Genomic DNA, 15,575 nt, shown 5'->3' on the forward strand with positions numbered 1-15,575 from the left:
GAGCTGAAAATAATCCCTTCATCCTCAAGGTTGTTATCGGTCATTTTTGGGATTTGTTGCCTTCTTGAAAAATGAGGCGTGCAAAGTCTTAAGCCATTGATATTAATCGGTATATGCCCCGAGTGATGCCGGTTTCACGTTTTGGATATACTTGTGCAGGGTGCCACGCGTTGCCTTGAGCCGAGGAGGTCTCCACTTCTTGAGACGAGCCCGGATCGCCTTATGAGGGATATTCAGTGTCAGCCTTCGCTTCCGTGCATCAATCGTAATCTCATCACCATTCCGTATGACGGCCAGAACCCCACCTTCCTGGGCCTCCGGCGTGATATGGCCGACGACAAATCCATGGGTTCCACCGGAGAAGCGACCATCAGTGATCAAGGCGACATCCTTGCCAAGCCCAGCCCCCATCACCGCAGCGGTTACCTTGAGCATCTCGCTCATACCGGGCCCCCCCTTGGGCCCTTCATACCGAATCACAATCACGTCTCCCTTTTTGATTTTTTTTCTTTCAAGCGCCTTGATCGCCGCCTCTTCACTGTCAAAAACCTTGGCCCTGCCCGTGAATTGCTCCCCTTCCTTACCGGTGATCTTCGCCACCGCCCCTTCGGGCGAGATATTTCCGTAGAGAATTTGGATGTGACCGGTCTTCTTGATCGGATTTGAAAGGGGGAAAATGATTTTTTGCCCTGCCGTCAGACCCGGAAGCCTCTCCAGGTTTTCGGCAAGACTCCTGCCGGTCACTGTCAAACAATCACCATAAAGAAATCCCTCCTGGAGGAGAAGCTTCAAGACCGCCGGCATCCCCCCCACCTGGTGCAAATCCTCCATCACATATTTTCCGCTCGGTTTGAAATCAGCAAGAAATGGCGTCTTGTCGCTTACCGTCTGAAAATCATCGATCGTGAGCCTTACACCAACGGCACGAGCCATGGCCAAAAGATGTAACACCGCGTTTGTCGATCCTCCGAGTGCCATCACAATCGTCATCGCGTTGTGGAACGCCTTTCGCGTCATGACCTTTTTGGGGGTTATATCATTCTCTAAAAGATTCCTGATCGCAGAACCGATCTTCAAACACTCCTCCCTTTTTTCCGGGCTTGTTGCGGGATAAGAAGAGCTGTAGGGAAGACTCATTCCGAGTGCCTCGATCGCAGAGGCCATCGTGTTGGCGGTGTACATCCCGCCACAGGCACCGGCCCCCGGACAAGAATTTTGCAGAATGCAGGTCAACGCCTCTTCATCAATCTTGCCCGACATGAATTGTCCGAGCCCTTCAAATGAAGAGACAATGTCCAGCGTCTTTCCCTGCCAATGACCCGCGCGGATCGTCCCGCCATACACCATGAGGCTGGGACGGTTAAGACGAGCCATCGCGATGATTGAACCAGGCATGTTCTTGTCACAACCGACAACGGAGATATTGGCATCGTACCAATGGGCCGCCATGACCGTTTCAATCGAGTCGGCAATAATCTCGCGGGACTGAAGGGAATAATTCATGCCGGTGGTTCCCATCGAGATCCCGTCGCTTACCCCGATGGTGTGAAAGATCAGCCCATTCAACCCCGATTCTTGGCACCCCTGCTTCACCAACTTGGCTAAGTCATTGAGGTGCATATTACAGGTATTTCCTTCATAACCGGTCGAGGCGATCCCAACGAATGGTTTGGCCAGATCTTCTTTAGTCAGCCCAATCCCATAGAGCATCGCTTGCGAAGCCGGCTGATTTGGGTCTTGGGTGATCCGTACACTATGCTTATTGAGTAACATAAGTTGGGACGTAGTGCGGCTTCACTTTATTGTCAATGTCACCGGCTATTACAGACTTTCCGGCCAGCGGCGGGCACCGTGGATCACGGCGAGAATCTCGATTCGGCCCTTCTTGATTCGATAAGGAACTAAAAAAGGCGTCCCGACAACCACCAATTCACGAGTCCCCTTGACACGTCCGGGACGCCCCAAGTTTTGATAAGAATCTAAATTTTCCACGGCTTTTGCGATTTTTTCGATCACAGTATCCGCTGCATCAACGCGATCCGTTTCAATGTAATCCCGCACCTGCTGCAGGTCTTGCACCGCAAGTTTGGTCCAAATTATTTTCATTTAACGGGAGTTTCCCTTGAGAACTCTGGCTACTTCTTGCTCCGATGCAAATTCTCCTCGATCCGCTTGCTTTAGACCTTCTTTAATGTGTTCTACCTGCCATCGATAAATCTCCAGATAAGCGGAAATTGCTTCATTGATGACATAAGTCCGATCTCGATCAAGCGCCTCGGCAATAGCATCCAATGACTCGATTTTACCTGTATCCACACGAAAACTGACATTCGCCTGTTTCATAAATTCCTCCTGTAATTTACTGACATACTGTATAATACATAAAATTACATAGAAATACAATTGATTTTCTGTTCCCGTAGTTCATGGGGAAGGTTACCTAGGCTCTCTTGACGGCAGCGTGCCATCTTTGGATATGGATGATGATCTCTTTTTTTGGCATCTTCGGTCTGAACCGGTGGTTCTCTTTCCATTGGGCAGCAATCTCGGCTGTATCTTTCCAAAAAGAGATGGCGAGCCCCGCCAAGAATGCAGCTCCTAGAGCGGTCGTTTCAATCATCTCCGGCCTTGAAAGTTCAATGCCTAGGATATCGGACTGGAACTGCATCAAAAGGTCATTCAGGCAGGCACCGCCATCCACTTTCAAAACCTTAAGTCTCTTTCCCAAGTCTTTCTGCATCGCCTGAAGAATGTCATATTGGAGAAACGCAATCCCCTCGAGGAGGGCCCGCGCGATGTGGGCCGTCGTCGTTCCACGAGTCATTCCACCGATGAGACCACGTGCCTCCGAATTCCAGTAGGGAGCTCCCAGCCCTACAAAGGCAGGAACAAAAGTCACTCCACCGGAATCCGAAACCTGTTTGGCGAGTGTCTCAACCTCTGACGACCTTTGAATGATTTTTAACCCGTCTCGAAGCCACTGAACCGCCGCTCCGGCAATGAAGGCGCTCCCTTCAATAGCGTAAGTCACCTCTTCCTTTAACTTCCAGGCGACGGTTGTCAGCATGCCGGAGCGCGAACGAACAATCTTCCGACCGGTATTCATCATCAAAAAGGAACCGGTCCCATAAGTACACTTTGCCTCGCCCGGCCTGAAACAGGCCTGGCCGAAGAGCGCCGCCTGTTGGTCACCCGCCATCCCACAGACTGGAATCCCGTCGGGTAACACCCTCAGGCCCGACGTCTGCCCATACACCTCCGAAGAGGAAACAATCGTTGGGAGGATTTCGGCCGGCACGGAAAAAATCTTTAAAAGCTCGGGGTCCCATTGAAGACTCTTCAGGTTCATCAGCAAGGTTCGGGAGGCATTGGAGACATCGGTGACATGGACCTTTCCACCCGTCAGCCTGAAGACCAGATAGCTGTCAATGGTTCCAAAGCAGATCCCAGGGATTCTTTTTTTTAAGTCTCCCTGATTTTCGAGAATCCATTGAATTTTCGTTGCCGAAAAATAGGGATCAAGAACGAGTCCTGTCTTGTTTCGAATCTTGGGCAACAGCCCTTTTCTTCTCAACTTTTCACAGGTGGGGGCGGTTCGTCGGTCCTGCCAGACGATCGCATTACAGAGCGGCCTTCCACTGGCCCGTTCCCAGAGGACCGTTGTTTCGCGCTGATTTGTGATGCCAATGCCGGCGATTCGATCCGGATTGATCCCGGCTTGTTGAATGGCTACTTCAATTGTTTTGAGTGTACAATCCCAGATCTCTTCGGGCTTATGCTCCACCCACCCAGGTCTTGGGTAATGTTGTAAAAATTCGTTATTAATTTTTGCGAGAATATTAAGATTCCGATCGATTAAAACAGACGTCACACCGGTCGTTCCTTCGTCGATTGCTAAAATGACATCCTTCATAAAATCACCCCTATCAGTCTCATCACTCCCCCAACCCCCTCTTACCTTAAGAGGGGGGGTGCGTAAACAATTTGGTTTTGACAAGAAAGCGCGGCTGATTTACCCCTCTCCCTTAATGAATCTCGAAGAGATCTGCCTCCCGATCAAGTCTGAGCTGGTCCAGCTGGAATCGGTTATCCAAAAAAAACTGGTCTCAACGGTCCCTTTTGTAACCAACGTTGCTGAATATGTCGTGAAAAATGGTGGAAAAAGACTCCGTCCGATCTTCTCTCTCTTTTCCTCAAGACTCGCCGGCTCCACCGATCAAAGAACGATCGAATGCGCCGCAGCGATGGAATTTTTTCATACCGCCACCTTGATGCATGATGATGTGGTGGATGATGCCAACCTCCGGCGCGGGAAACCTTCTGCGAATTCTCGGTGGGGAAATCAGGTGGCCGTTCTTGTTGGCGACTTTTTTTATTGCCGCGCCTCCGATCTGATTATCGGCACAGAAGATCTTCGGATCATCCAGCTTATTACCAACGCGATGAGAATCACGACCGAGGGAGAGATTCTTGAAATCTCGAAGTCGAGCGACCTTGCCACAACGGAGGAGGATTATCTGAAAATTGTGGAACAAAAAACTGCCATCCTGATGGGGGTCTGCTGCGAAATGGGAGGCCTGCTTGGGAATGTTTCCGAGGAGTTTTGTTCAGCGCTTAGAGATTTTGGGCTAAACGTTGGCATCGCCTTTCAGTTGGCGGACGATGTCCTGGACTATGTTTCCGAGTCGGACAAGTTCGGCAAGACAAAGGGTACCGATCTCAAGGAGGGGAAGCTGACCCTCCCCCTCATTGTCGCCCTTCAAAAGGCTGGGGATGCCGAAAAGAGATTGATCAAAGACGCCTTGATTGCCGAAAAGTTAGAAGAGCGTCGGCTCAAAGAAATTATTTCAATCATCCAAAAATACGACGGGATCTCCTTTACAAAAAGAAAGGCTCAAGAGTTTGTTAATAAGGCAAAGCAATCCCTGACGATCTTCAAACCATCAATTGATCGTGAGGCGCTTATTGCCTTAGCCGGCTATGTGATTGAGAGGGAGAGTTAGCAGGTAGTACTTTGTCAATCCGTTAGTCATTAACTGCTGCATTGACAGCTCCAACGAGAGATATTGCACCTAATATCAATCCGGCTGGTCTGATTTTTAAACTATGATCCAATATCCAGGGGGCTGCCATTAGACCTGCAAAGCCACCGGTCCGAATGATGTTTTCCACCACTCGTTCCAAGCGTGAATCAGGTCCCCGGTCCCTAAATGCCTTGAGCTGGGCGATCGTGTACTCGTCGGCGACGAGTTTTCCTTGTTCAATCAAATAAAGGGGGACAAGGGCCTCTTGATATTCAGATCGGTCAATAAAATCCCCCATTGGTCCATCAAAAAACAAGCTGGTCAAGATTCTCCCTCCCACCAAATTAGGGGCAAATATTCTATCCAGTTCTCCCCGATCAATGGCACCATTAGCGATCGCATTATTAACAGCCGATCTGACATCCATATCGGACATAGAATCTCCTTCCAAAGGAATGACTATTTTATCGCTCCTCCACAAGAACTGTTGCTGATGTTTTTTTCCTTGATAATAGTACTATGATACTATACACTCCAACGTATGAATTTTTCTGGAAAATTTGTCTTAAGAATACCCCCTGATTTACATAAAAAACTGACCTATTTGGCCAAAAAAAATGGGGTCTCTCTCAATATTCTCTGCATGAGGCTTATCAAGAGTGGACTTCAAAAAAGGGAAGATTTCATTCAGGCATTTCCGTCACTAGAACCAACCATGGAATGCTTAAGAAGCCATTTCAAAGAGGAAATTGAAGGTCTCCTCCTTTTTGGATCACAGATAACAGGAAAGGCAACGGAAGGATCGGATGTTGATCTAGTAATCGTTCTCTCACAAAATATTTCGTTAAACCGCTCTCTTTATCGCTGGTGGGACGAAACATTTCCAGATGAGAAAATAATAAATCCACACTTTATACACCTCCCCTCCTCCCCATTGGAGGCAAGCTCCCTCTGGCTTGAGATCGCGTCGGCCTCGCATCTCCTGTGGGAGAGGGGAAACAAGATCCATTTATTTTTAAAACGGGTTCAATCCTCCATTCAACAAAATGAAAGTCGTCGTTATTGGTCACACGGAACTCCCTATTGGATAAAATCCGATGAAGAATCAAGAACTGGCCATTGATTACATCACGCGAGCAGGTCACCGTTTGGCAGCACTCGAAGTTCTTTATGCCAGAAAAAGTTATGCCGATGTCGTTCGTGAGGCCCAGGAAGAGGAAGACGCCACCGAGGCCTTGGAGAATGCGCGGTGGGTCTATTCTGTCTGTAAGGCGGCTTTTCATTAAAAGGGCTTAATCATCCAAGGCACCATAGACGGCGCCCAGACCGCCAATAACGGTTAATGCACTAAACCAATATTTCTTGGCTGGCTCCATCATGGCCGGCACTCGATGTTTGATATTCTTTGCGATAAAGGCAATGAGCCCCCCCGTTGCAGTCGCCGAGGCACCCGAAAAGACAGGGGCGAGTACCGTCCAAACGGCGACACTTTCTGTGCGTGAATCGGGCCCCCTGTCTTTAAACGCCTTGAGACGGGCAACGGCAGCCGGCTCTGCACCAAGCTGCCCCTCCTCAACAAGATAGAGAAGCCTGAGCACCTCCTGATATTCATTCCGATCCAAAAAGTCACCGATACTCCCGCTAAAGAACAGGCGGGTTACGGAAGAGAATTTGTTCCTAAAAAAACGGGGATCGGGAGGATCAACACGATTTAAAAGAGGGCTGACGCTCGCCTCTTTCAACCAACCGTCATTGTCATTGACATCAGAGATGATTCTATCAACGGCAGACCGCACCTCAGGCAGGCTCATAAAATACCCCCCCCCTTTGACTGAGTGGGGATCGTCTGACTCACAAAAAAAGTTGCCGGTTTTAATCTGCAAAGCGGAATCAATCGATCGAAAAACAGAGGCACCGACCGAGCATCGGTCGATCATCCGCAAGAAAAATCGTTTTAAGACGTTAGGCCACTAATGGACTCTGGCACACACTTTGCTTAACAGCCATTCATCCTCACCGCGGGAGGAGAAAAACAAGGAGTCCGCAAATGCAACAAACAGTCACTATCAAAGATGTCTACACCGTCTCGGATCGGGAAGGAGACCAAAAAAGCCGGTGGACCAAAATCGGAATCGGGTTTGTCAATCGGGACGACTCCATTAACGTGATTTTGGATGCCTATCCGGTCAACGGAAAACTCCAGATCCGGACTCGTGAAAACAAAAAACCAGAAAAAACCTAAAGGAGGTTAACATGAAACGATCCGTATTGATGGCCTTGCTGGCCACCATTCTTACCGTCACCCCGCTACTGGCCGGTGCCAAGAGGCTGGAAGGGGTACTCAATCTGAACACCGCGTCGGTCCAGGAGCTGACACTCCTCCCGGGAGTCGGTGAATCCAAGGCAAAGGCGATTATCGCCTACCGTCAGGCCCATCCGTTCAAGGCCGCAGAAGAGCTGACAGAGGTCAAGGGCTTTGGTCAAGGGATGCTCAGGAAGATTGAAAAACACCTTGCCGTGCAAGGTCCATCTACTCTTCACGAAGTCGCACCCTAGAAGGCCGTGCCTTTCTCGAGGCGCCCGGTCGGATGACCGGGCGCCTTCCTGCCTTAAATGTTTTCTTGATCTTTAAGTCCCTTCAACTATTTACTCTTGTAAAAAGTGATATCGCTCCCCTTAATAGCCCTCCTCTTCCTCGTTGCCATCTCTCTGGGTTATCACTTCTATGGACGATGGATTGCGAGACTTTTTGCCCTTCATGAAACGGTTGCGACACCCGCCCACCAACAAAACGACGGTATTGATTTTGTCCCGACAAAAAAATTCTACCTCCTGGGTCAGCATTTCAGTGCTATCGCTGCTGCGGGGCCGATTGCCGGGCCGATTCTTGCCTGTCAGCAGTTTGGTTGGCTCCCCTGTCTCCTCTGGATCGGATTTGGTGTGATCTTTATTGGAGCCGTCCATGACTTCTCAACGTTGATTGGCAGTGTCCGTCATCAAGGAAAATCAATTGCCGAGATTATCCGGATCAACATTGGTCAAAAGGCCTGGTTGGGGCTGATGATCTTTATCTGGATTGCCCTCCTCTATGTGATCATCGCTTTTACGGATATTACTGCCGGGACCTTCGTCGGCCGGATTGAAGAGCTCGAGGGGGTGCAGGTCAGTTTTGAGCGTGGAGGGGCTGTTGCGGCGGCCAGTATCTCTTACCTTCTTTTGGCGGTTGTCATGGGAGTGGTACAAAAGAAATGGAAACCCCCTCTCTGGCTCATCACCGTCATTTTTGTGCCCGCCACACTCTTGGTTGTTTGGGGGGGGACTAAAATTTCAACCTGGCTGATCTTTTCCAAATTGACCTGGGGGATTGGGATCCTCGCCTATTGCTTCATCGCATCACTCCTCCCTGTCTGGGTTCTTTTACAACCACGCGGCTATCTTGGCGGTTTTGTCCTCTATATGGTGTTAGCGATCGGAGTGATTGGGGCCTTCTTTGGTGGTTACCCAATTGAGCAAAGTGCCTTCAAGACATGGAACGCCCCCGGGCTCACCGGTTCTCTCTTCCCATTTCTGTTTGTCACGATCGCCTGCGGCGCCTGCTCCGGCTTTCATGGCCTTGTCTGTTCCGGAACGACATCAAAACAGATTGACAAGGAGCCCGACTGTCATGCCGTCGGTTATGGCGGGATGTTGTTGGAGGGATTTGTCGCCCTGATTGCACTAACCACGATCATGATTGTTGCCGATGATCAGGTTAAAGGCCCCCCCGGCGCCATTTATGGTGCCGGCATTGGTCGTTTTTTGACGCTCCTTTTAGGAAAAGAAAAACTCCTCTTTGCCATCACCTTCGGGACGATGGCATTTTCCACTTTTGTGTTCGACACACTGGATGTCACAACGCGGCTCGGTCGGTATATTCTGCAGGAGCTGTTCGGCAGAAAGGATCGGGTGACGGGAGGAATCGCCACCTTGCTGACCGTTGCAATCCCCGGAGTTCTCGTTGCCTTCGCCCCGGAAGGTGGCTGGCTCCACTTCTGGGTCCTTTTTGGGACATCGAATCAATTATTGGCCGGCTTAAGTCTTCTCGGGTTGACTGTTTGGTTATACAAAACCTCACGTCCTTACGGATATGTCTTGCTCCCGATGCTCTTTGTGATGACGATCACCTTCTGGTCACTTCTACGACAGATCCAGTCTGCTTACCAAAAATATCTGAATGAAGGATGGGCCGGCGGGATCGGTCTGATTAACGGACTTGTCGCCCTGATCCTTTGCCTGCTTGCCTCATTCATTATCTTCGAGGCCTACCGGGTGATTACATTACGAAAGAAAGAGGTCTGATGATCAAAACAGGTCTTATAGCTGCCTCTGATACTCCTCGAGCTTGAGTTTCCATACCGGCACTCCGCAAAAACGGTCTCCCTCGGGACAATAAGGACTCTTTCCGGCCTCCTTGCGGAGGTAGCAGGGGGCCAAAATATGACGGGCAATACGCGGATGGACTTCCTGAACTTGCTTCAATTCATCAATCGTTGCAAAAAAGATCTCCTCCTGGGCATCGTAGCAAGCACGGGTTTTCCATTTGTGATGAAGATTCAGGAGATCTCCCGACTCCTCAAACCGGATCGGAAAGGCATTGGGTAAAAGATAGAGGGCAAATTCAGGCGAGACACCATCATCCAACAATTGATTAATGCCCTGAAAAACCTCATCCATTGTTTTGGCATACAACTCACGAGCTGGTTCATTTTCCCGAACCAACAGTGGTTCGATATAATCAGCACGCCCCGAATAGTGGGCCGATAAAATGGGACGGGAGGCCGGCGTCATCCGATGACGTTGATCTTGAGAATCAGCGGTGTGGGAAATTTTCTTCCTGAAGGTGTAGTGGGGGTGAAACAGGACACGCGTTAATTTGGAGAGGGTCGTCAAATTCAGTGTGTCACCAAGATGCCGGTTCTGTTTGGGGCTCATCACAAACAGAATCGCCTCATCCTCTGTCATTTGTTGCTGGGGAAGCCCCAGGACATTTCGCACCGACTGGGCCAGGACCGATTCCGCATTGAGGCCGTAATCAACCAGTTTTGAGATATGCGATTCAAGAGAGGTATCAAATTCCCCCACAAACTTCTCTGCACGCAACGCCCCTCCCTTGCAATCTCCCCTGTCCTGAAAAAAACGGAACTCCGGTGTCTCTTCCAACGAAATCGGATCCTGCAGTTCCTTCCCAAAATCGGGATCGACCTTTTTGACCGCTTCAATCATCTGGCCGACGACATAACGTTGTTCAAAGGGGGTATCGAAGATTTGACAAAGGCGCCAATAGCGCAGAAGGGTCAGGGCACTGATGGTGTGATACATATAGGCGTGTGTCGCCACCGGCAGGACATAGCGGGCCACTTCGTACGCCCGCTTTTTGAGCTTGGATTCATATTGGTCTGACCTGGCCTGGCGGGCCGGGAAGATCTTGAAAAATCGGCGGCGAATCTCCGGCATCAAAAGTTCAATAAACTGATGATACCGGTCCATCTGAAGCTGGACAATCTGATGATACTTCTCTGCCTGACGCCCTTTTAAGGGAGGCACCGTGTAATGTCCCGGCGCCACTTTTACATAGCGCTGACTCACCTGTTCTGAATTGTAAAAAGGGTGACTGTGGAGGAACGACCAGATGAACTGCCGGGAAATCCTGTCCAGCGCAAAAACGAAGCTCGCATGTTGTCGTGTGGTCAGATGACCCGCCTCCAGCGTCGATTGGGCGATCTTGTCCCGAAGCTCGCGGGATTTTTCATCTTTAACAACATCCTGAACCGTCAGGATCCCTTTGGAGGAATAACAGGTCCGTGCCGCAGCAATCGCCAAATTATAAGGCTCTTTAATAATTCCCGCGAGGGAAACGAGGGGTGGTTCGGAAAGAAATGTCATCCCCATGGTTTTTCCAACATCTACTTCTTCACATGAAGCCCACATTCTTTCGTTTCCGGATTCTCCCACCACCAGCGGCCGGCCCGTTCATCTTCTCCCGGCTTGATGGCGCGTGTGCACGGGGCACAACCAATAGAGGGGTATCCCATGTCATGAAGGCGGTTGTAAGGAACGTCGTTCTTCCGGATGTAATCCCAAACCTGCTCACTGGTCCAATCGGCTAACGGATTCACTTTTACGATATTGTTGTGGGCCGCATCCGTTTCCACCTTGGACACAGCCGTCCGGGTCACCGATTGCTGCCGCCTGAGTCCGGTGATCCAGGCATCCAATCCTCGGAGGGCACGACCGAGCGGTTCCACTTTGCGGACACCGCAACACTCCTTGCGGTTTTCAATCGAATCATAGAAAAGATTCATCCCCTTCTCACGAACCATCGCCTCCGTTGCCTCCGTCTTTGGGAACATGACCTCTAGCTTAATTTTATAACGCTCCCGAATCCGATCCATCACCTCATAGGTCTCCGCGTTGAGACGGCCGGTATCCAGTGTAAAAATCCGCGCCTTTGGATTAATTTTGCACATCATGTCAACCAGGACGACATCTTCCGCCCCAAAGCTTGAGGCCAGTGCGATCCGTGGATGGTAGACCTCAAGACTCCATCGAAGGACCTCCTCCGCACTCTTGCTCTCTAATTCCTCAGCTTTTTTGGCTAACGCAGCATCACTCATATCCTCCTCCTTATAAGAATCTTAAATCAGAATGAAGCGAACGATTGGTGGTTGGTAACCGGTTTAGCAGGGGAATGTCAATCCGTGGAATTCCTCATCCTCTTCATCTTCATTCGAAAAATTGCCCCCATCCTGCCCTGAAAAATCTTGATCGTCATGATGATCCGAGGGGTTGGCGTCATCAAAGATCGGTTCGGGCTCCTGTGAATGGGACCTTAAATGGTTTGCAACAAAGGAGGGGCTTTCGCCTCGCGAAGGCAACCCACCCATGAGGGGAACGAAAACCGTCAACAGGGAATTTTCAGATGAGGGAAAGTCCGGCTCTGAACCCCGCAACCCTCCGTTGTCAAGGGAGCTCCCCCCTCCTCTCCGCTCGTTGGATGCATGACCTTTCTGGGTTGCACTGGAGCTGAGCGATGCTGTTCTGAACGGAAAAACAGTCTCCTGTCTTACACGAACCTGGAGAAAATCCTCTCCCTCGGGGGCACCGCGCGGACCAAAAAGTTCCACTGCGACTGCCCCAGCCTCAAACCCGTTAGGCCATTTTTTACTCGGCCTTGCCAAAAACTGTCTCTGAAAACGATCAAAGGTTGAAAGAACCGCCTCTGTCACACCGGGCGCCTGTCGTTCAAACGCCTGGACCGCCACTTCCAAATGGCCCCTATCAAGGACGGTCAAAGAGACGGGCCTCTGCACTCCTCGAACCGTAGAAGACAGAGGTGTCTCTGCAGGAGTCATCCTGATAGAAAATTCGATGGAAGGAGACGTCTGAGCCTGAATTCGATGAGCTGGAGAAAATGAGATTGGAACTGACGGCTCAGCTGTCAAAGACCGTCGAACAGCCTGCTCCTGTTGTAATGAGTTCCTTAGATCGGAGAGTACAATCTCCCCTGCCCGATCCTCTTCATCACCTGGTCTCACACCAAAAGACGGTCCTTCACCGCTTTCAACCTGCTTCGTAACCGATGACGCGGGGGCCTTGGAAGAGACAGAAAGATCATCCCCTCCTGCAAACAATGCCCCCTCTACCATTAAAACGGCTGTCGGTAGATCGCCTCTTTCCACAACCTTTTGAAAAACAGGAACGGATCGCCTCCATTCCGAAACGCCTCCCGAATCGAACGTAGACCCCCTTTTGTCAAAAGAGCGGTAAGAAAAGTCAGCGGTTGGTAAGGGAAGAGATTGGTTTCTGTCCGGATTGGAATCAGACTGAAAAACGGTCCCGGCTCCAACAACAATCGCCGCCAGGGCAGCAACACCTCCTGCTGCCAAGAGTCCACGAATAGCCGATGGAGAAAAGGAGCCTATCGCCCTCCCAACAAGATCCAAGGCCCTGCTCAAGTGCCCCTTTCTGGCAAGCACTGCTACCAAGCCAACGCCGACGATTGTCGTGAGAGTCGCAACTGTTATTTTTGTGAAACTATCTCTTTCAGATTGTGGAGCAAACGGTGCTGTTTCCTCTCCCAGAGGAGAGGAAAGAGACCACCGATCGGAAGGACGGATAAAGTCTATTGCCACTTATATTACCTGCCTTACACACTGATTTTCGTAGCAAAATTAAAAATGTTGCCCCTATTTTATCATTCTCTCAAATTTAAAAAACGCTGTAATTTCGACTTGATAGCCGCCTCTTGAGTAATTTCATCGGCCCCTTTGTAAATTTCCTTTATCTTTCGGATCAGTCGATCGTACTCGCCGTCGATCTCGTCAAGATCAACTTCCGTCAGGTGGATCCATTCCCTTTTCAAAAAGGCCCTGACCTCTTCCCAGTGTTCTTGCATCCGATTGGGAGTCGTCTTTCTCAATGGCACCTCTAAAAACTGCCTATTACCTTACGGCTTTAATGTTGGATTCGGGTGTGTTTTGCGTGGCGGATCCTGCGGAGGGCGGGGTGTTACCGCGGGATTGTTTTTCCACATCGGCGATAATTCAGCATTGACCTTGGCCCATTCCGGTGCTTCATCCACAGTCGCGACAATCGCCTCAATCGGGCATTCCGGGAGACAAGCCCCGCAATCAATGCAGACGTCCGGATCAATCACCATGAAAGGCTCCCCCTTATACTCTCCGGGGTAAATGCAGTTGACAGGACAGACATCGACACAGTCGGCATATTGCTCTCCCAAACACTCCTGATTGATGACGTATGGCATCGTAACCCTCCCTTTTGATGAACGGTCCTTTAGGATATCATCCCCGCCCCGTCAAGCATTCGTGAGAGAAAGGGTTGGCAGATGAATGCCGGGGTGATATGTCGATGATGCATTTTATGAAAGCAATTCGAGTCCATGAGCATGGGGGAATTGAACAGCTCCGGATCGATGAGATTTCAACCCCAAAGCCATCTTCAGAAGAGGTCTTGTTAAAGATCAAGGCCGTTGGAATGAATCATATGGACCTTTGGGTTCGGAAGGGGTTGCCCGGATTCAATCTCCCCCTCCCAATCATTCTGGGGTGTGAGGCCTCCGGCGTTGTTGAAGAATCTGGATCCAAGGCGAATCGATTCAAAAAAGGAGATGACGTGGTAATAAATCCGCTGATCTCCTGCGGCGATTGCCCTGCTTGTAAGCGGGGAGAGGATCATTACTGCCCCTCTTTTGGTCTCTACGGGGAGACTCAAGACGGTTTTGATTCGGAATATACCGTCATTTCAGAAAAGATTCTTCTCCCCAAACCGAAATCTCTCTCCTTTGAGGAGGCTGCGGCAATTCCGGTTACCTTCATAACCGCGTGGGAGATGTTGGTGGGAAAGTGCAAGGTTCGGGAGGGGCAGACTGTCTTAGTGATTGCGGCATCAAGCGGAGTAGGGACTGCCGCTGTACAGATTGCGAAACTTCATGGGGCACGAGTCATTGCGACAGCTGGTTCAGATGAAAAATTGTCGCTAGCCAGAAAACTGGGGGCGGATGAGGTGATCAACCACCGTTCTTCCGATATTGCCAAGGAGGTAAAAAAGATGACAGGTGGGCGTGGCGTTGAGATCGTTTTTGAGCATGTCGGCGCGGCCACCTGGGAAGCGAGTCTCCGATCACTCGCGCACCTTGGAAAAATAGTTACCTGCGGGGCAACAACCGGTGCGGAGGTCAAGCTCCAGCTCACCCATCTCTTCATCAAACAGCAGCAAATCATCGGCTCAACAATGGGTCCTTCCGCCTCCTTAAAAACTATTTTGGAACTCACGGGCAAAGGAAAACTCAAGCCGGTTATTGATCATATATTTCCATTCTCTCAAGTGAAAGAGGCCCACGAAAGATTGGAAGGGCGGGGTCAATTTGGAAAAATTGTCTTAAGGCCTGATTAAGGCAAGCGGGTAAAAATTATTTCTTTTCAGCGGCCGGTTTTTCCTTCTTTTCCGATTTTTCAGTAGTGGAATCACTACTCTTTTCTTTGACACTGGAGGGCTTTACCGAGGAGTATCCATCCTTGTACCAGCCGCTCCCTTTGAGTTGAAAGGAGGTCGCAGTGAGTTTCTTATTCAGCCGTCCGCCACAAAAAGGGCACTTTTTCAGTGGAGAATCGCTGAATTTCTGGATGACCTCATGCTCTTTTTTACAAGCCTCACATTGGTAGGCGTAAAGCGGCATCTTCAAACCTCCTGATTTCTAGCAACCAAAAATCGCCTAAGATCGATAAGCTTGTCAAGCCTTGTGAGGGAACAGCATGAAACTCTTTCTTGTCCATTGCGGCTTTTACGATCAAAAAATGAGCGATGAAAAGCCGAACATCTTTGAGGGACATCATAATTTTTATGTAGCGGCAAAAGATCGCCATGAGGCGAAGGAAAAGGCAAAGCAGAAATCATTATACATTGCGAAGGGGATGCATATTGATGGGATCCACGAGATCGACGTGGTGGATGGTTATCAGGTGATCTTGGAGAAAACATCGACGGCAGGAA

The 15,575-nt window shown here is 50.0% G+C and carries 20 protein-coding genes; 8 read left to right on the forward strand and 12 right to left on the reverse strand.

The genetic code is table 11. The features are described from left to right. Nucleotides 1-102 precede the first annotated feature (102 nt). The 4 genes from ilvD to glpK all read right to left on the reverse strand — a co-directional run bounded on the left by ilvD (nt 103) and on the right by glpK (nt 3,913). Nucleotides 103-1,773, reverse strand: a complete 1,671-nt coding sequence (gene ilvD / locus HYT77_04155) for a dihydroxy-acid dehydratase (protein MBI2067186.1) — start codon at nt 1,771-1,773, stop codon at nt 103-105. Between the two features lie 48 nt (nt 1,774-1,821). Beyond that, entirely contained in the window at nt 1,822-2,106 is a 285-nt protein-coding gene (locus HYT77_04160; GenBank protein ID MBI2067187.1) for a type II toxin-antitoxin system RelE/ParE family toxin, read from the reverse strand. Continuing rightward, nucleotides 2,107-2,343: a ribbon-helix-helix protein, CopG family gene (locus HYT77_04165; protein ID MBI2067188.1), complete on the reverse strand. Its 237-nt coding sequence runs from the start codon at nt 2,341-2,343 to the stop codon at nt 2,107-2,109. A gap of 97 nt (nt 2,344-2,440) precedes the next feature. Then, nucleotides 2,441-3,913: a glycerol kinase GlpK gene (glpK, locus tag HYT77_04170; GenBank protein MBI2067189.1), complete on the reverse strand. Its 1,473-nt coding sequence runs from the start codon at nt 3,911-3,913 to the stop codon at nt 2,441-2,443. 115 nt (nt 3,914-4,028) lie between these two features. On the opposite strand from glpK, the gene HYT77_04175 reads away from it, so the two are divergent. Beyond that, entirely contained in the window at nt 4,029-5,003 is a 975-nt protein-coding gene (locus tag HYT77_04175; GenBank protein ID MBI2067190.1) for a polyprenyl synthetase family protein, read from the forward strand. A 22-nt stretch (nt 5,004-5,025) separates the two neighbouring features. Here the strand turns inward: HYT77_04175 and HYT77_04180 are convergent, their stop codons facing one another. Beyond that, on the reverse strand, nt 5,026-5,460 hold the full coding sequence (locus HYT77_04180; protein MBI2067191.1) for a hypothetical protein: 435 nt from the start codon (nt 5,458-5,460) through the stop codon (nt 5,026-5,028). 105 nt (nt 5,461-5,565) lie between these two features. On the opposite strand from HYT77_04180, the gene HYT77_04185 reads away from it, so the two are divergent. Next, nucleotides 5,566-6,147: a toxin-antitoxin system HicB family antitoxin gene (locus tag HYT77_04185; GenBank protein ID MBI2067192.1), complete on the forward strand. Its 582-nt coding sequence runs from the start codon at nt 5,566-5,568 to the stop codon at nt 6,145-6,147. Beyond that, nucleotides 6,122-6,310: a hypothetical protein gene (locus HYT77_04190; GenBank protein ID MBI2067193.1), complete on the forward strand. Its 189-nt coding sequence runs from the start codon at nt 6,122-6,124 to the stop codon at nt 6,308-6,310. Before HYT77_04185 ends, HYT77_04190 begins: the two co-directional genes overlap by 26 nt. A 6-nt stretch (nt 6,311-6,316) precedes the next feature. Here the strand turns inward: HYT77_04190 and HYT77_04195 are convergent, their stop codons facing one another. Continuing rightward, entirely contained in the window at nt 6,317-6,961 is a 645-nt protein-coding gene (locus tag HYT77_04195) for a hypothetical protein (GenBank protein MBI2067194.1), read from the reverse strand. Between the two features lie 110 nt (nt 6,962-7,071). Here HYT77_04195 and HYT77_04200 point away from each other — a divergent pair, with 110 nt between their 5' ends. The 3 genes from HYT77_04200 (at nt 7,072) to HYT77_04210 (ending at nt 9,362) form a co-directional block, all read left to right on the forward strand. Beyond that, complete coding sequence (locus tag HYT77_04200; protein ID MBI2067195.1) at nt 7,072-7,266, forward strand: hypothetical protein; 195 nt, start codon at nt 7,072-7,074, stop codon at nt 7,264-7,266. Between the two features lie 11 nt (nt 7,267-7,277). After that, on the forward strand, nt 7,278-7,580 hold the full coding sequence (locus tag HYT77_04205; GenBank protein MBI2067196.1) for a helix-hairpin-helix domain-containing protein: 303 nt from the start codon (nt 7,278-7,280) through the stop codon (nt 7,578-7,580). A 108-nt stretch (nt 7,581-7,688) separates the two neighbouring features. Then, entirely contained in the window at nt 7,689-9,362 is a 1,674-nt protein-coding gene (locus HYT77_04210) for a carbon starvation protein A (protein ID MBI2067197.1), read from the forward strand. 15 nt (nt 9,363-9,377) lie between these two features. Here the strand turns inward: HYT77_04210 and HYT77_04215 are convergent, their stop codons facing one another. The 5 genes from HYT77_04215 to HYT77_04235 form a co-directional block, all read right to left on the reverse strand. Next, complete coding sequence (locus HYT77_04215; protein MBI2067198.1) at nt 9,378-10,946, reverse strand: FAD-dependent thymidylate synthase; 1,569 nt, start codon at nt 10,944-10,946, stop codon at nt 9,378-9,380. Between the two features lie 20 nt (nt 10,947-10,966). Beyond that, on the reverse strand, nt 10,967-11,677 hold the full coding sequence (locus HYT77_04220) for a phosphoadenylyl-sulfate reductase (protein MBI2067199.1): 711 nt from the start codon (nt 11,675-11,677) through the stop codon (nt 10,967-10,969). A gap of 63 nt (nt 11,678-11,740) precedes the next feature. Next, complete coding sequence (locus tag HYT77_04225; protein MBI2067200.1) at nt 11,741-13,195, reverse strand: hypothetical protein; 1,455 nt, start codon at nt 13,193-13,195, stop codon at nt 11,741-11,743. 62 nt (nt 13,196-13,257) lie between these two features. Then, nucleotides 13,258-13,458 carry a hypothetical protein gene (locus HYT77_04230; protein MBI2067201.1) on the reverse strand — a complete coding sequence of 67 codons (201 nt, stop codon included), beginning with the start codon at nt 13,456-13,458 and terminating at the stop codon, nt 13,258-13,260. A 51-nt stretch (nt 13,459-13,509) separates the two neighbouring features. Then, nucleotides 13,510-13,830, reverse strand: a complete 321-nt coding sequence (locus tag HYT77_04235; protein MBI2067202.1) for a ferredoxin family protein — start codon at nt 13,828-13,830, stop codon at nt 13,510-13,512. 116 nt (nt 13,831-13,946) lie between these two features. On the opposite strand from HYT77_04235, the gene HYT77_04240 reads away from it, so the two are divergent. After that, nucleotides 13,947-14,978 carry a zinc-binding dehydrogenase gene (locus tag HYT77_04240; protein ID MBI2067203.1) on the forward strand — a complete coding sequence of 344 codons (1,032 nt, stop codon included), beginning with the start codon at nt 13,947-13,949 and terminating at the stop codon, nt 14,976-14,978. Between the two features lie 16 nt (nt 14,979-14,994). Here the strand turns inward: HYT77_04240 and HYT77_04245 are convergent, their stop codons facing one another. Then, nucleotides 14,995-15,261, reverse strand: a complete 267-nt coding sequence (locus tag HYT77_04245; GenBank protein MBI2067204.1) for a zinc ribbon domain-containing protein — start codon at nt 15,259-15,261, stop codon at nt 14,995-14,997. A 76-nt stretch (nt 15,262-15,337) separates the two neighbouring features. Between HYT77_04245 and HYT77_04250 the strand changes: the two genes are divergently transcribed. Then, nucleotides 15,338-15,575: DUF1543 domain-containing protein (locus tag HYT77_04250; protein ID MBI2067205.1), on the forward strand; the 238-nt coding region annotated here is incomplete at its 3' end.

The sequence above is a fragment of the Deltaproteobacteria bacterium genome (assembly GCA_016180855.1).
In the GTDB taxonomy this organism is placed as follows: Bacteria; UBA10199; UBA10199; order JACPAL01; family JACPAL01; genus JACPAL01.

Coding starts and splice junctions, on each gene's coding strand:
- ilvD (MBI2067186.1), bottom strand. CDS start 1,773: ATGTTACTCAATAAGCATAGTGTACGGATCACCCAAGACCCAAATCAG.
- HYT77_04160 (MBI2067187.1), bottom strand. CDS start 2,106: ATGAAAATAATTTGGACCAAACTTGCGGTGCAAGACCTGCAGCAGGTG.
- HYT77_04165 (MBI2067188.1), bottom strand. CDS start 2,343: ATGAAACAGGCGAATGTCAGTTTTCGTGTGGATACAGGTAAAATCGAG.
- glpK (MBI2067189.1), bottom strand. CDS start 3,913: ATGAAGGATGTCATTTTAGCAATCGACGAAGGAACGACCGGTGTGACG.
- HYT77_04175 (MBI2067190.1), top strand. CDS start 4,029: ATGAATCTCGAAGAGATCTGCCTCCCGATCAAGTCTGAGCTGGTCCAG.
- HYT77_04180 (MBI2067191.1), bottom strand. CDS start 5,460: ATGTCCGATATGGATGTCAGATCGGCTGTTAATAATGCGATCGCTAAT.
- HYT77_04185 (MBI2067192.1), top strand. CDS start 5,566: ATGAATTTTTCTGGAAAATTTGTCTTAAGAATACCCCCTGATTTACAT.
- HYT77_04190 (MBI2067193.1), top strand. CDS start 6,122: ATGAAGAATCAAGAACTGGCCATTGATTACATCACGCGAGCAGGTCAC.
- HYT77_04195 (MBI2067194.1), bottom strand. CDS start 6,961: ATGATCGACCGATGCTCGGTCGGTGCCTCTGTTTTTCGATCGATTGAT.
- HYT77_04200 (MBI2067195.1), top strand. CDS start 7,072: ATGCAACAAACAGTCACTATCAAAGATGTCTACACCGTCTCGGATCGG.
- HYT77_04205 (MBI2067196.1), top strand. CDS start 7,278: ATGAAACGATCCGTATTGATGGCCTTGCTGGCCACCATTCTTACCGTC.
- HYT77_04215 (MBI2067198.1), bottom strand. CDS start 10,946: ATGACATTTCTTTCCGAACCACCCCTCGTTTCCCTCGCGGGAATTATT.
- HYT77_04220 (MBI2067199.1), bottom strand. CDS start 11,677: ATGAGTGATGCTGCGTTAGCCAAAAAAGCTGAGGAATTAGAGAGCAAG.
- HYT77_04230 (MBI2067201.1), bottom strand. CDS start 13,458: ATGCAAGAACACTGGGAAGAGGTCAGGGCCTTTTTGAAAAGGGAATGG.
- HYT77_04235 (MBI2067202.1), bottom strand. CDS start 13,830: ATGCCATACGTCATCAATCAGGAGTGTTTGGGAGAGCAATATGCCGAC.
- HYT77_04240 (MBI2067203.1), top strand. CDS start 13,947: ATGAAAGCAATTCGAGTCCATGAGCATGGGGGAATTGAACAGCTCCGG.
- HYT77_04245 (MBI2067204.1), bottom strand. CDS start 15,261: ATGCCGCTTTACGCCTACCAATGTGAGGCTTGTAAAAAAGAGCATGAG.